At 52.3% G+C, this 14,037-nt stretch carries 10 protein-coding genes; 6 read left to right on the top strand and 4 right to left on the bottom strand.

Features of this window, described 5'->3' with window-relative positions:
* Positions 1–52: 52 nt before the first annotated feature.
* A complete protein-coding gene (locus tag Q0P86_RS10110; RefSeq protein ID WP_295039202.1) occupies positions 53–1,123 on the bottom strand; it encodes a PDDEXK nuclease domain-containing protein in 1,071 nt (356 codons plus the stop codon).
* A gap of 410 nt (positions 1,124–1,533) precedes the next feature.
* On the opposite strand from Q0P86_RS10110, the gene Q0P86_RS10105 reads away from it, so the two are divergent.
* The gene (locus Q0P86_RS10105; RefSeq protein ID WP_295039199.1) at positions 1,534–2,613 is read left to right on the top strand and encodes a fibrobacter succinogenes major paralogous domain-containing protein; all 1,080 of its coding nucleotides are present in this window, start codon (positions 1,534–1,536) and stop codon (positions 2,611–2,613) included.
* Between the two features lie 237 nt (positions 2,614–2,850).
* On the opposite strand, the gene typA is transcribed toward Q0P86_RS10105, so the two are convergent.
* Positions 2,851–4,683: a translational GTPase TypA gene (gene typA / locus Q0P86_RS10100; RefSeq protein WP_295039198.1), complete on the bottom strand. Its 1,833-nt coding sequence runs from the start codon at positions 4,681–4,683 to the stop codon at positions 2,851–2,853.
* A 100-nt stretch (positions 4,684–4,783) separates the two neighbouring features.
* On the opposite strand from typA, the gene Q0P86_RS10095 reads away from it, so the two are divergent.
* On the top strand, positions 4,784–5,239 hold the full coding sequence (locus Q0P86_RS10095) for a hypothetical protein (protein ID WP_139258120.1): 456 nt from the start codon (positions 4,784–4,786) through the stop codon (positions 5,237–5,239).
* Here Q0P86_RS10095 and Q0P86_RS10090 read toward each other — a convergent pair.
* Both Q0P86_RS10090 and Q0P86_RS10085 read right to left on the bottom strand, forming a co-directional pair.
* A complete protein-coding gene (locus tag Q0P86_RS10090; RefSeq protein WP_295039197.1) occupies positions 5,236–6,471 on the bottom strand; it encodes a lamin tail domain-containing protein in 1,236 nt (411 codons plus the stop codon). The two genes, Q0P86_RS10095 and Q0P86_RS10090, sit on opposite strands and share 4 nt — an antisense overlap.
* 154 nt (positions 6,472–6,625) lie before the next feature.
* Positions 6,626–7,117, bottom strand: a complete 492-nt coding sequence (locus tag Q0P86_RS10085; protein ID WP_291024417.1) for a peptide chain release factor-like protein — start codon at positions 7,115–7,117, stop codon at positions 6,626–6,628.
* On the opposite strand from Q0P86_RS10085, the gene Q0P86_RS10080 reads away from it, so the two are divergent.
* From Q0P86_RS10080 to Q0P86_RS10065, 4 genes are read left to right on the top strand one after another with little or no spacing between them, the layout of a single operon-like run.
* Complete coding sequence (locus Q0P86_RS10080; RefSeq protein WP_291024419.1) at positions 7,112–7,864, top strand: hypothetical protein; 753 nt, start codon at positions 7,112–7,114, stop codon at positions 7,862–7,864. The two genes, Q0P86_RS10085 and Q0P86_RS10080, sit on opposite strands and share 6 nt — an antisense overlap.
* Positions 7,865–7,894: 30 nt before the next feature.
* Positions 7,895–8,782: a hypothetical protein gene (locus Q0P86_RS10075; protein ID WP_291024421.1), complete on the top strand. Its 888-nt coding sequence runs from the start codon at positions 7,895–7,897 to the stop codon at positions 8,780–8,782.
* A gap of 25 nt (positions 8,783–8,807) precedes the next feature.
* Positions 8,808–12,923, top strand: coding sequence for a C25 family cysteine peptidase (locus tag Q0P86_RS10070; RefSeq protein ID WP_295039196.1), 4,116 nt, complete (start codon positions 8,808–8,810; stop codon positions 12,921–12,923).
* Positions 12,924–12,928: 5 nt separating this feature from the next.
* Positions 12,929–13,825 carry a hypothetical protein gene (locus Q0P86_RS10065; protein ID WP_295039195.1) on the top strand — a complete coding sequence of 299 codons (897 nt, stop codon included), beginning with the start codon at positions 12,929–12,931 and terminating at the stop codon, positions 13,823–13,825.
* Positions 13,826–14,037: the final 212 nt, after the last annotated feature.

Genomic DNA, 14,037 nt, shown 5'->3' with positions numbered 1-14,037 from the left:
GGTTCAGTTTGTAATTCTGCACGAAAAGCGATTCTTCGATTCCCGTGGTCGTCTACTCCACCAGTTCCTTTCCTGCCTTGGTACACATCAAGATGCCCACAGGAGGGTTGTCGCCCTTTTCCATTACATTCTTACGGTAGTAAGCCAAGTACAGGTTCATTTGCGCGATGTCATCGTACCTGATTTTGTTTGCCTTGAGGTCAATCAAAACGTGACACTTGAGAATCCTGTGGTAAAAGACCAAATCGCAGAAGAAGTAGTCGTCATCGACAAGGATTCGCTTTTGCCGGGTTTCGAAACAAAACCCGTTGCCGAGTTCCAGCAGGAATTCTTCAAGGTGGTTCATCAGTGCGTCTTCCAGGTCGGATTCTTCGACAACGTCCTTGTTCTTGAGCCCGATAAATTCATAGACATATGGGCTTTTCACGACATCTTGGAGCTTCAGCGGATGGCCTGATTGCGCAATGCGGGACTGGACGATTGCACTCATCTTTGCCGGATCTTTGCTCAGGGCGGTGCGTTCGAAGTAGTTCGAATCGATTTGGCGCTTGAGTTCGCGGGAACTCCACACCCCTTTAATTGTTTCCAATTCGTAAAATATCCGAGCTAAAGGCCTTTCGACCGACATAATAAGAGCCAGATGCGTAAAAGGAAGCTTGTTAAAGAGCGTTTCGGGCGGAATTTCAACTTTTTCAGATTGGGCAATCACTGCTTGCCCAATTTGGCAATCACTGCTTGCCAAATCTGTTTCTGACGGTGGCAAAACGTCCAATTTTGCCCCTAAATCAGCCGTCAATGGCCTGGTTGCCCCGAATTCTGCAGCTGTAAATTCCAGAACGGGGCGTGCCAAACACTTGTATTCCATATAGAACTGACGGTAAAGTTTCAGGTTTCTGTAAGAAAGGGACTTCTTGTTCAGACGTTCCGCCAGCCTCTGGAGCGTTTTCTCGCCGTATTTGGCCCTGTCGTTGCCGTTCTGCTCGTAATGCACGATGTAGTAGCCGGTAAGCCAGTTGCGTGCGGTTACGTTCTTGTTGATTGCCTTGGCGGTGTTTTCTTCGAAAGCCTTGTCAATTTGCGCAATAGCATTGCAGAGACCGTTAAAATCGATGTTGCTTGCCATGATAAACTCCTGTTTCTGAGGTTTGCAAACAGGGACTCTGAACAAGAACATCTGTTAAAGATAAATGTTTTCGCAGAGCACCATCAACAGCCGGCCCCAGAGGGCTTTGGCCATTTGCAAACCAGTTGAACGACTGATTTTTTACGTCCGCGTTTTGTGGCAGACGGTGCTCTACGTTGATCACAATGGGGCCTGTCTCCCCACAGGGGCTCTACCAGCCGAACTGCCAGTTTGTCAAGACGGCAAGAGGGGCTGTTGCGTCAAGCAGATAGTGGAACTTCCCGCCCTGAATTTATCGGTGTCGGCGGGATTTACGCTACTACTGGGGGTAAATATATAAATTCTTGTCGGAAAAAGATAGCGATTTTTTTATATTTTATATGAACGGATTTCCTATGGGGTTAGTATTTATGAGAATAATTTCGATAGCGTTATTTTTGGTTGCTCTTGGGCTTGTCGCTTGCGATGATTCCGGTACGAGTTCTACGGAACAAAATGCTGATACAGAACAAGTATCATCTTCATCTGTCAATACGATCGTTGAACAGGAATCTTCTTCTAGTGTTGTTGCAAATGACGCGAAGCTATCTAGTTCTAGCGAAAAAGATGTAGAGACCAAATCGTCTTCATCGAATTCTAGCATACAGGATTATTCATATGGCAGCGAAGAAAAGAAAACGGTATCAAGTTCTTCTTTGGTCTCGTTCAGTTCAAGTCAGAATGAAGAGTTGAAGTATTCCTCTTCGAGTGTGATACCTGATGAATCATCCGATAGCTCGGCTTTTCCTGATGGCTGGAGTTGGGATGTGCCCAAGGAGACTTATCTGAATCCAAAGATTGCTTATGATAGCATTGTCGACCCTCGCGACGGCAAAATCTACAAGACAGTGATGATTGGCGATCAGGTATGGATGGCAGAAAATCTGAACTACGCTGACAGTGTGAAAACTCCGAGTTTGAAGGGCAAGAGCTGGTGCTACAACAATGTGGCGGCAAACTGCGATGTTGCGGGGCGTTTGTACACTTGGGCGGCGGCAATTGATTCGGTAAAACTTGCGAACGATGCTGACAACCCGCAGGATTGCGGCGTTGACAAAATCTGCACCCTGCCTGCAAAGGTGCAGGGCATTTGTCCCCCAGGTTGGCATTTGCCCTTGTATGAGGAATGGCAAACCTTGTTCTCGATGGCGAGAGGCGATTCGGGAAGGTTGACCGCAAAAATTCTTAAGTCACGGAGCGGTTGGCGCGATAACCGGAATGGTACAGATGATTTTGGTTTTTCCACATTGCCCGCTGGTACTGGCTGGCCTGGCGGATTTGCCGATGATGGCATCGTCGCGAAAATCTGGAGTGCTACTCAGTATAATGCCGCTAATGGAGACGACGAATACGTCTTCCATATGGAGATTCTATTCGTTAGCAAAAATGCTACCGTACCTTACGGCGAAAAGAAGGACTATGCGCATTCAGTTCGTTGCATAAAGGACTAGTGAGACGAATGTCGAACGGTCATGTAAGAGCGAGACGAACTTATACTCATAGAGCGTAACTCAACTAAGAAACTGAGGTTTCAAGTTTCGTATATCTCTGGTGCCGTGGGCTGTTTTCTCGGATTGGAGAGAAGGTCCCGGGTCAAGCCCGGGAAGACAATTAAGAAAGGCACCCCGTAGGGTGCCTTAAATTTTGTGGATTGCTTCGCCCCGTCGGGGCTCGCAATGACGTAGAAATTAGTCTTCTTCTGCCGGGCGCTTGGAGAGCTGCTTACGCTTGATCGGGTCGAGCTCGGTCTTCCTCAGGCGCAGCACTTCCGGCGTGACTTCGATGCATTCGTCTTCGTTGATGAAGGTGACGCATTCTTCCAAAGTCAGGCGGCGGTACGGAGTCAGTTGGATCATGTCGTCGGCAGACTTGGAACGCATGTTGGTAAGGTGCTTACCCTTGGTGACGTTCACGATGATGTCGACGTCGCGGTTGTGTTCACCCACGATCATGCCCGGATAAACTTCGGCACCCGGTCCGATGATGAGGTAGCCGCGGTCTTCCAGGTTGGAAAGGGCATAGCTTGCGGCTTCGCCCGGTTCCTTCGCGATGAGCACGCCGTTCACGCGGGCCGGAATTTCGCCCTTGTACGGTTCGTAGTCCTTGAAGATGGACTGGCTGACGGCGTAACCCTTGGAAAGGGACAAAAGCTTCGGACGGATACCGATAAGGCCACGGGAGGGCACCAGGTATTCGAGAGTCACGCGGTCGTTTTCGTCGGTGGTCATGTTGACCATTTCGCCCTTACGGGTGTTGATTTCCTGGATGCAGGCTCCGCTGAATTCGTTCGGCACTTCGACCTTGAATTCTTCGATCGGTTCGAGGAGCTTGCCGTTTTCGTCGTTCTTGAAAATCACCTGCGGGCTCCCGATGGTGAATTCGTAGAGTTCACGACGCATGTTTTCGACGAGGATAGTGAGGTGGAGAATACCACGACCGGACACCTTGAAGGTGGATGCACCGTCGACCTTTTCGACCAAGAGAGCGGGGTCTGCCATGTGGGCGCGTTCCAGACGTTCCTGGAGCTGGTTACCCGTCATGAACTTGCCACCGTACTTACCGGCCAGGGGCGAGGTGTTCACGGTGAAGAGCATGGAGATGGTCGGCGGGTCAATGTGGATGCGGGGGAGGTGCACCGGATTGTTCGTCGAAGAAAGGGTGTCACCGATGTCGAAGTTGTCGAGACCGGCAATCAAGATGATGTCGCCCGGGCCCGCTTCTTCGATCGGCTGCGGGGTCAGGCCTTCGTAGCGCAGAATCTTCTGGATACGGATGTTCTTTACCTTACCGTCGCTCATGGCCTGTGCAACGGTCATGTTCGGCTTGAAGGTCCCCTGCTGCACGCGGCCCACGGCCAAGCGGCCGAGGAAGCCCGAGTATTCAAGCGATGCAATCTGCAGAAGCGGTTCTGCTGCCGGATCGCCCTTCGGGGCTGGGATGCGTTCGATAATCTTGTCCATCAAAATGTGGAAGTCGCCATCGGGGTCTTCCATTTCGGCCTTGCAGATGCCCTTACGGCCGGAACCGAACACCTTGTCGAAGTCGAGCTGCTGTTCGTTGGCGTCGAGTTCGCAGAACAAGTCGAACACCTTGTCGAGGGCACCGTGCGGGTTGCAGCCGTCACGGTCGATCTTGTTCACGACCACGATAGGAATAAGTCCCATTTCAAGGGCCTTCTGGGTCACAAAACGGGTCTGAGCCATGGGGCCTTCAAAGGCATCCACTACCAGAATCACGCCGTCCACCGTGCCGAGCACGCGTTCCACTTGGCCACCGAAGTCGGCGTGCCCCGGGGTATCGACGATGTTCACGCGATAGCCCTTGTACATGACGCTCGTGTTCTTGGAAAGGATGGTGATGCCGCGTTCACGTTCCAGGTTGTCGGAGTCCATCACGCGTTCGTTCACTTCTTCGTTTTCGTGGAAGGTTCCGCACTGCTTGAGGAGCTGGTCCACCAGGGTAGTTTTACCGTGGTCAACGTGGGCGATAATGGCGATGTTTCTGATTTTAGATGTATCCATAATGGCTCTTTTGATTGACGTTTATTTTTGGGCGCAAATTTAGAAATTCTGAGCGATTATGGCAATGTTTGGGACCCAAGTTTACTATATTTGGGGTACTATGGCAAAAGAAATCGATAATTTTGATGATGAAGAAATGGATGAAGCCGCCCTTCAGATGTTCGATTCTGAAGAAAGCCTCAGCCAGGCTCCCCAAGTCCGCGACTACAGCGACCGCCGCATCCTGATCTGGGAAGAAGACGATTCCCACCGTGATGCCTGCCTCGAAGTGCTGACGGACCTTCTGGTGGGTGCGACCATCAAGGCGGTCAAGACCGAAGCCGAAGCCCAGGAACAGCTCGAAAACGACGACTGGGATACTTTTGTCGTGGATTTTTACACCGAAGGCGTTTCTTCGAGCGACTTTATCAAGAGTGCGAACAATTATCCGGGTTCCATTCTGGTCGCCCTGAACATGGGTCCCCTGACTCTTCCCGAAGAACGCGATCCGATGCGTACGGAACTTCTGCGCAGGCTGTTCGATGTCGAACGCGCCAATACGCAGATTCATGCCTAATTCAACTCACCGGGGGTGGGTTTTCCGAGACTCCAGGCCGTAGAATCCCTACGGCTTTTCCATTGCTCGATATTCAGCTGGGTGCTGATGCCATTTTTAGAGTTTGCGCTTGGAACCACCTGGGTGTGTAAGGAATCTGTATCGGTGGAGTAGTACAGCGAATCGAGCGTTTCGTCGTCGCACTTTAATACGATGCTTCCCCTTGAGTTGGTGATATCGTTCCAGCTTTCCGTGTTGATATGGAGGGGTGGAGTGATGTCCTTGGTGGCGTCTCCCAAGACCAGTACCTGACGAGGGGCGATTTCGCTGGTGGTCAGGGGCAGGTAGCGGATGGCGCTGTTACTGGTCGCCCCAATAGTGCAATCATCTAAAATAAGTGTGTCCGTACTTCCGTTGTAGATCTCGATAAACTCGTATTGAGTCGTATCTGTTTTTGCTGCACTGGTGTAAAATTCCGTAATCAGCAAATCGTCAACCCTCGGCTTGCGGTAGCCCGCCTTCAGGGGAATCGTGATTTCGATGCGGCGTTCCTCGGCGGCCTTGATGGCAAGCGCGACCTGGCTACGGAGCGAGTTCAGCGTGAGTTCGGGGACGGGGCTGTCTTCGGTAAGCGTGAATTTGTCCGTAACGCTGTAGATGGCCTTTCCTTCTTGGTTGAGGAGCAGGATTTCCATCTCGTATTCGTAACCGAGCTTGAGCATGTCGCTCTTGAAAATTGCGCCGTCGATAGTCATTTCCATGGGGAATTCGTACAGGTCGGTCGACGATTTCAGCTTCATCGAACCTCCTGTGATTCCCGCGTCGTTCTTGAGGCCGAGCGGAATTTCTACGAAGACGAATCCTACGACCGGGTGCATCTGGATTGTCAGGCTCACCGCGGTTCCTGCAGTGAGACTGGTTTCCAGCTCGCCCATCTGCATCAAGGCTCCGTTCGCGTAGATTTTCGCCTTGAAGTTCCAGCTGTTGCTCGGGAAAAGTTCCAGGCTGAAGTTAGGGTTGTCGGCGGAATGCACGTAGTGCAGCGTGTCGGTGCCGTAGCAGTCCAGCACGAGGCTGTCCAGGAGCGGCGGGATGCTGTATTGCAGGTGAAGCGAAACATTGGCGGTGTTCCCTTCGGCCGTAACGCTTGCGGCGGTGCCGGATTCGGTGGATTGGTTGCCGCAGTTCCAGAAGGTGCAGGCGCACAGGAACAGGGTGGCGATGGTGATGTATTTTTTCAGAATAGGACTCATTTTACCTCCATTGGTTGAGATGTCCTATTCTATACACGTAAGTTTCGAGAAAATCGTAGGGTTTTTACCCTGGCTTTTCGGGTAAAATTATTTAAACGTTTCCGGTCTGCTCTGGTTCCTGTCGGTTACTAGGAGCCCTCCAGGATGACTCGTCTTATATCTTGAGTGGTTTCTGTCCGTTTTGCTTGCGGTTGCCCTGCAGCTTGGTGGCGCAGGCCTTGTCTTGCCGGAGAATTTTCACGAGGGCGCTCGGGGTGAGCCCGAAAGCGGCCGCCGCGGCCTTGGTGTCGCCGTTCTTGGTCGCCATGATGTCGAATACGTGCGCGACGAACAGCGGAAAAAGGGCGTTGCTCGGTTGAAGGTGTCCGTTGCTTCCCGGAAATGGCATTTCGGGGTTGGCAGGGGTTTCGCGGACTTGCAGGGCGAGCGCCATCTGCATTCGGTGCAGTGCATGCACCTTGTTTTCGTGAGCGGACCTTCCTTCGCAGGATTTGATTTCTAAATTGAAATCTCGTAAGGTGAGCAAAACTCCCGTGTTGGTCTTGTTGCGGTGCTGTCCGCCCGGACCGGAGCCCTGGAATCCCTTGAGGCTACAGGCGCGGAGGAGCTCGTCCAAAGTCATTTTCAGGTAGGTATCGCGATGCATGTACTGAAAAATACAATTGTTGCGGCGGTTGCGGTTGGTGCCGCAGTCTTCTTTAATGCTTGTGCAGGCTCTTCCGAGGCTAAAGATTCGAATAATCCGCGTAAGGAATCTTTCGCAGATGCCGCTCTGGGTGAATCGGCCGAAGTCAAGGACGCCAAGGTGCAGCACCGCGAAAACGACAAGCAGGCGATGCTCGAAACCATGTTCCGCAATTTTATGGCGGCTATCCGCGAAGACACTCCTGCCGAAGTCCTCTATTCCATGCTGACCGATTCTTCGGAGTACTGGCTTGACACGCTGGAAAACCACGCCCGCGTCTACAGGTCCGAAGATCTGGATACATGCCAGTTCTACGAAGTCTATTCCATTCTTCTTTACCGCCTCTACGAGCGCGAACATCTGTGGCAGGTTCCCGAAGACCGCATGCTTTGGTTGTATCTTTCCAAGGCGGGAGTCATCCATAACTTCACCAAGTTGGACCTGGGCCCCCTCAAGATCAAGAATGACCGTGGAAGCATCGGCCTTGCCAAGAGCCCCGAAGTCCCGATCATAATTTTCGAATGGGACGACAATGACTGGAAACTTGACTTGACCGAAACCGTGCCGCTCATTACGAAGGGTGTCGAGGCGACCGCCGTCAAGAAAAGCTGGAGCAATAAGAAACTTGCCCTGTACTGGCTGGACCGCGAATACCACTTGCAGTATTCACGTCTTGACGACTCCCTCTGCGAGCCGATCGGCTTCTAAAATAAGTTGTTGCGAGTGAAGCGTATTCCTATGAAATTTTTTAAATCGATAGTTCTTGTACTAGTCGTCGTAGCCTGTGTCTGGGCAGCCCCGGTTAAAAAGGCGGGGAAGGCTTCCGGATATACGGCGGGCGCAGCGAAGGTGCTAGGAGCGGTGGAGTCGGCGGCACCTTTCAGCGGAGACCGTCTCTTTGCGACACTCGATTCCGTCGGTGGAACGGGAACCTGGATGGAATGGGACGTGAACGGCGAGAAGGATCCATCGCTGATGAGTGTGCTCGATCCGATGCTCAAGGGCGCGAATAAGCCCGAGATGGTCTGGGTCATCACGGAACGTTCGAAACCCCTGGCTGCCGTTCTCTTGCCCAAGGGGGCTGGTGAAGTAATTTTGTTCTACGAGTTGCCTTCGCTTGATGCCAAGCCGGTTCCGCTTTCGATCAATCCGGTGCTTTCGCCCGATGTGGTTCTACGTGATTACAAACAAATTAACGAAATGGAGTTCGTACACCGCGACAGGGGTAACTTGAAGGTTCGCCTTCTGAATGGCGGCATGCGTTTTACCTACGAAAAGAAAGGCGAGGAACCCCTGCGAGTCGATCCGGGGTACGCCTCGATGTCGTTTACCGAAAAAGAAGCGGTGTTGCGTGAATACGAGGACTATTTCAAGTACGAATATTCGCTGATGTTGCGCGCCTTTGTGCAGTCGACCCGGAGCATTTTCAACTGGCAGGCTTGGCACTGGTACATGCCCGAATGGAATGCGAAGTGCCTGATGAACCGCAAGGAACTCGATGCCATCTTGAAACAGGGATATTTTCCGCCTTTGCTGACCCTTTTCAAGACAAAAACGGCGTCCGGAGAAACGGTGGAATTCAAGACGGATGGAAGGGGCTATTCCGAGCTCCTGATCAGCCGCTAAATCGATAATTTGCTATTTTAAAAAGGTGAAGTCCTTTTTAGCATTCCTAGTCCTGGCGTTTGTCGTCGTTACGCCTTCTTTTGCCCGCGTCGTGGAAGATTCACGCTCGCGATTTGTCCTAGAAGATATGGTCTATGAATCGACGGTCCATGGCTGCGATTCGTTGGATTCTCGTGGTGGAAAGTTTGTTCCCGAAGGGGCCGCTTACCTAGACGGTAATTCGATGCCTTTCCGCTATTACCGCGTGGCGCTTCCGACAAAGGATCGTCCCGAAGTTTCAGTAAAGGATATCTCGACGGTGTCCCTGGGAAAACCCCTGTGTAAGGAAGGCCCCATGGGAAGAACGGATTCGCTCCGCTTTATGCCTGTTGATGTCTCGACGCCCTTCTTTAGGGATGGCTTGTGGATGACCGATATCCGTGTTCCGCTGTATGTGCGTAACGGCTCATCTGTTTCGCTCCGCAAGAAGTTCAAGATCAGCGTTACCTTCCAGGGGAGTGCAAACGGCGTGAATCCCGGCAAGCGAGCCGTGTCCAGGGTGCTGAACGAAAAGGGAGCCTCCCGTTTTGGCGTGTCGCGTTCCGGTGCAATGAAGGCCTTGAGGAAAGAAGCGAGCAATTCTGCTTCGGACGTGAATTTTATCGCGTCAATCCAGGTGGGCGACAAGAATGTGGCGACCTTCAGCGAAGACGGCCTGTATGCGGTGGATTTCAAGACGATTCGCAATGCCTTGCTGCTTTTGCAACGCCAAAGCGACTTGGACGGAATTCCCGTAGAACGCCTCTGTCTTTACGGGGCTTCTCCGGACACTCTTGCCGATATGGCTCCCGGCGAAGCGGACCGCATTCCCAACCGCATCTTTGAAGTTCCTATCGAGATTCGTGACCATACTCCGGGCAACAATTCAAGTTCTCCCGACGGTATTTTCAATGAAGGCGATACGCTTGTCTTTGTCGGGTACGGCAATGCTTTCTGGAAACGTTGCGACCGTGAGGACAAATTCTTTATGAACGGCAAGATGGATTACTTCCATTCGTATTCGCCTTATTCCTTCTATCAGAACTTCCTGTTCGGCTATAAGGAGACCGGCAAGGGGCTGCGCCTGAGTGATATGGTGAAGACGCCTTCTGGACAAGGGAAAGATGTCAAGTGGATGCGCTATGTCCGCGCCGAAAAGGAAGCTCTTTTGCGGGATTCCTATTTCGGAAAGTCGCTGGACTGGGAAATGGCGACGGGTAAGGAATGGTTCTGGATGTGGCATAGTCGATTCGATTCGACGACGGTGTCTGTGAACATGACTGAAACTTCCCGCCTTCCGGGGCTTGTTTCCGGAGGGAAGGAATATGTGGCGATTTCCTATTTTCCGTATCGTTCGATCTTTTCGGGAACGGCCGTCGTGCTCAATGACCAAGTCAAGAAAATGGATTTTGCGAGTTTAGGTTACGAATCAAGAATGGAGTCAATCCGTTTTGCGTTCGATGTCAATGGGAATACCGTAAACCGGCTCGACATGACGCTGATGCCGGGTGGTAATTTCAGGATGGATTCTCCGGGCTTAGTTGAATCCGGAAACCAGTATACGCTGACCATGCTCCCGAATGACCTTCAGTACGACCGTTTTGACGGCTATACCGTGGCGTACCAGTGGACTCCCGTTGTCGATTCTGCGGAATGGCTGTTGCCGGGAAACGTTTCCGGCGTTGTCAATGTGCCGGCCCCTTCGGGAACGCGGATCATGAAGTTCGTGGATTTGCGCCCCGTCGGTTTGCTTTCGGTATCGGGTGGCGTGGCTAAGGACAGTGTCTCGTCGGGCGAGGATGTGCGTTACCTTGCCGTGCGCGAAGGCGTCTACCGTTCGGGCTTGAAGGTCGAGCCCTTGCCGATCCATAACGACGGCGTGCTTAAGGATTTGAGTCGTCCGAATTCCAAGCTGGAGTACCTGATTATCGCTCCGGATGAATTCCTGGAACCAGCAGTCGCGTTGGCGTCCTTCCGTTCTGGCGGGTCGTCGGTGCAGTCCTTTGCGACCTCGGTAGTTTCGGCGCAGGACATTTATCGTTCCTATACGGGTGGCCGTGTGTCGCCGATAGCGATTCGCAATTACATTTCTTACGTGTACTCCGTTTGTCCGAATTTGCAGTACGTGCTTTTGGCGGGTGGAGGCCATTACGATTATAGGGGCATTACCGGACGCCTGGGAACATCTTACATGCCTCCGTTCGAAAAGGAAGATGCTGTTGTCGAGGACTTTTTCGGAATCCTTGATTCGGGAGAAGTCTGCCAGTATGGCAAATATGATTTGGACATTGCGGTGGGCCGTTTGCCGGTGAATTCGGTGACCGAATTCGCGCAGTATATCAAGAAGGCCAAGGATTACGATTCCGTCGGAGTCATGGACTATTCGGACTGGAGATCCTCTTTGCTGTTTGCGGCAGATGATGCTGTAAATAGCGGGCACACGGACGGTGAACCGCATACGCGTTACCAGGAAACGGTGGCGCGCATGATCGACAGCCTTTCGGTGGAACGGGGCTACCGTTGGAACATGAAAAAGGTCTACTTGTTGGACTATGTGGAAGACGCTGCAGGGCAAAAGAAGGATGCGGCTGAAACCTTGCTGGATTTCTTGAATCAGGGAGCCTTGTTCTCGGTCTATTTTGGGCACGGTTCCAAGACGGACTGGGCTAGCGAAGGTCTTCTGAAGCCAAGCTACCTTTCGAAAATCAACAACGAAGGACGCTATACGATTCTTGGATCGTTCTCCTGTACGGTGGGGCGTTTTGACGAAGGAAATGGCCGTTCGCTTTCTGAGGAATTCCTGTTGACGCCCAGTGCCGGTTCTATCAATTCGGTGGGGGCGAGCCGCGAAACTTTTGCGACGTATAATGTGGCTTTTGGCACGGAACTGCTCGAAGAAGCCTTGCTGCGGGAATCGTCTACAATCGGCCTTGCTTTCTTGAATGCCAAGAGGAATACGACGGGGCTCGAGTACAATAGGCAACGCTACAACAACGAACGCTACGTGCTCATTGGTGAACCCGTTGTCCGTATGCCCCGCAGCGAACTGAAGGTGACTCTCGATTCTGCCCTGGATACAATCAAGGCTCTTGACAAGATGCGTCTGTCGGGAACCGTGTCGGGGATGGATGACGGCTATGTTGACCTGGTCTTGCGTGAAGGCCGCATCGAGAAAGTCTTGGATTTGCAGGTTGCCAGTTCCCAAACGGACGGTAACGATTCGATGATGATTTTCTACGACGGACCGCTGGTGTACTCCGAAAAGGTTTCCGTGAAGTCGGGACGTTTCGAAACGGAATTCGTGACGCCGCGAAAGATTTCTTCGGGTGATTCGGCGGCGGAATTCAGTGCCTGGGCGTATTCCAATAACAGCGGCAGTGTAGGACGCCTATGGTTGCGGAATCTGAGTATCGGAGGACTTTCTGAGTTTGCTGCCGATCTTCACGATACGGTTCCGCCGAACATTCAGATTCAGTCCTGCTATATGGGAAACAACGTGACTTCCTTTGCTGATGGTGAAACTGTCAAGTTGCAGACTCCCGCGTGTCTGCAGGTGATTGTCGAGGATTCTACGGCGCTTGATTTTAGGGAACAGGCCGATGAGGGAATTTCTTTCGAAGTGGTCGGGGTGCAGGATCCGTTCCATCCGTGGCCGTACCTGGAACAGAATTCCAAGCGCGCCAAGTTGCGCATGAACTTTACCGCGGAACAGTATCCGGCGGGAACGTATGTGTTCCGCGTCCGCGCCATGGATGTACTTGACAACGTCCAAATTAAGACCTTGAATGTTGAAATCACCGACAATATGGAGGCGGGCCTTGCCGATGTGTTTAATGCCCCGAATCCGATGGGCAAGAAGGGGACGACCTTCTATTTCAAGAACTTGGTCATGGATCCCGATCTATCGAAGGTGAACATCTTTATCTACAACCAGAACGGTAAACTTGTCAAGGTGCTGAAGGACGTTGTTTCGGGAGTGACGCATTGGGACGGCCGCGACAATCATGGACGCCCGTTGGCCAACGGTCTTTATCATTATGTTGTTCGTAGCGAAGTGTCTTCGAAGGCGGCTTCGGGTAAAAAGACTTGGACTAAAAAACAGAAACTCTTAATTTCGAGGTAATTATTATGGATTTGAGGGAAAAGCCTGGAAAAATTCAGACTTTTTTGGAATGGATGCTGCGCTTTAGGTTGATCGCCGTTGTTGCGATGGTGGTGGCGGCCGTTTCTTTTGTGGCAACCAACTGGCAAGAGATGGTGTCCCCGTCGCTTGCGGCTTCTGAATCGTTCGGAATGTGGTATGCCAATATCGAATCGGTGCAGAACCTCTGGTCAAGCTCCCGCTTTATTGCCGTGGCGGCCATCGCCTGCGTCGTGATGTTCACTGTTTTTGGCGGTATTCGCGGCGCGATCGCTTCGGTGGTGTCGGCGGCGCTTTCGTTCGTCGCTCTTTACGTGATGGGTGGTAGCGAATCGATGCCCTTGCCGATGTTTGGAATCTTGACGCTGGTCGCCCTGGTGATGCTGCTTTTTGTAAAGCTCTCGGTGTCGTGCGCTCTGTTCCCGTTCGTGCTTTCGTGGTTGTTCTTGACCGGGCTCCTGTCGGTTTTGCCGCAGCTGGTTGAACCTTCGTGGCTGGTTTGGGCTGTTCTTTCTGCCTTCGGTTTTGCGTCGGCCATGGTGCTGTCTGTCGTGGCGGGCAAGCATTTGGGGGCCGGTGACCCGCAGGCGGGAGCTTTGATCAAGGCCGCCAAGCAGCTGATGGCTCCCGTGCTGGTGGGTGCACTTTTGCTGATTGCATCGATTGCGTTTGACATGCCTGCCGAAGCCTCGGAAGAGGCTCCGTCCTTGACCTCGAACATCCTGGGCGCACTGCTTTATTTTGCGGTGTTTGGCGTCTGGTTCTTCTCCTTCTTTTTTCCGATGGCGTCGTTTGCCCCGTGGGAACGCCTGCGCTCCGGAACGCGCCGTGTAGAAATGAAGGACAAGAAGAAGTCCGTAGCCAAGTCCAAGAAGAAAAAATAACTGGGCCGCGTACAGAGGCTGCTTCTGGGAAGCAGGAATCTGCGACCGTTAGGGAAATTTGAGTAAGGCCGTTGCGGCCAGCAACTTTGAAAATGATTCGAATAAGGGAAAGCCCCGTGCCTTGCGCGGGGCTTCATCATATATAAGGAGTATTGGTGACGGTTACTTCTTCTGGAGCGGGGTATCCTTCAGGATTTCTTCGACCAGGTTCT

The organism is uncultured Fibrobacter sp. (assembly GCF_946062555.1).
In the GTDB taxonomy this organism is placed as follows: domain Bacteria; phylum Fibrobacterota; class Fibrobacteria; order Fibrobacterales; family Fibrobacteraceae; genus Fibrobacter.
Note: the sequence above shows the minus strand (reverse complement) of the source record. Positions and strands in the feature narration are given on the sequence as shown.

Coding starts and splice junctions, on each gene's coding strand:
- Q0P86_RS10110 (WP_295039202.1), bottom strand. CDS start 1,123: ATGGCAAGCAACATCGATTTTAACGGTCTCTGCAATGCTATTGCGCAA.
- Q0P86_RS10105 (WP_295039199.1), top strand. CDS start 1,534: ATGAGAATAATTTCGATAGCGTTATTTTTGGTTGCTCTTGGGCTTGTC.
- typA (WP_295039198.1), bottom strand. CDS start 4,683: ATGGATACATCTAAAATCAGAAACATCGCCATTATCGCCCACGTTGAC.
- Q0P86_RS10095 (WP_139258120.1), top strand. CDS start 4,784: ATGGCAAAAGAAATCGATAATTTTGATGATGAAGAAATGGATGAAGCC.
- Q0P86_RS10090 (WP_295039197.1), bottom strand. CDS start 6,471: ATGAGTCCTATTCTGAAAAAATACATCACCATCGCCACCCTGTTCCTG.
- Q0P86_RS10080 (WP_291024419.1), top strand. CDS start 7,112: ATGCATGTACTGAAAAATACAATTGTTGCGGCGGTTGCGGTTGGTGCC.
- Q0P86_RS10085 (WP_291024417.1), bottom strand. CDS start 7,117: ATGCATCGCGATACCTACCTGAAAATGACTTTGGACGAGCTCCTCCGC.
- Q0P86_RS10075 (WP_291024421.1), top strand. CDS start 7,895: ATGAAATTTTTTAAATCGATAGTTCTTGTACTAGTCGTCGTAGCCTGT.
- Q0P86_RS10065 (WP_295039195.1), top strand. CDS start 12,929: ATGGATTTGAGGGAAAAGCCTGGAAAAATTCAGACTTTTTTGGAATGG.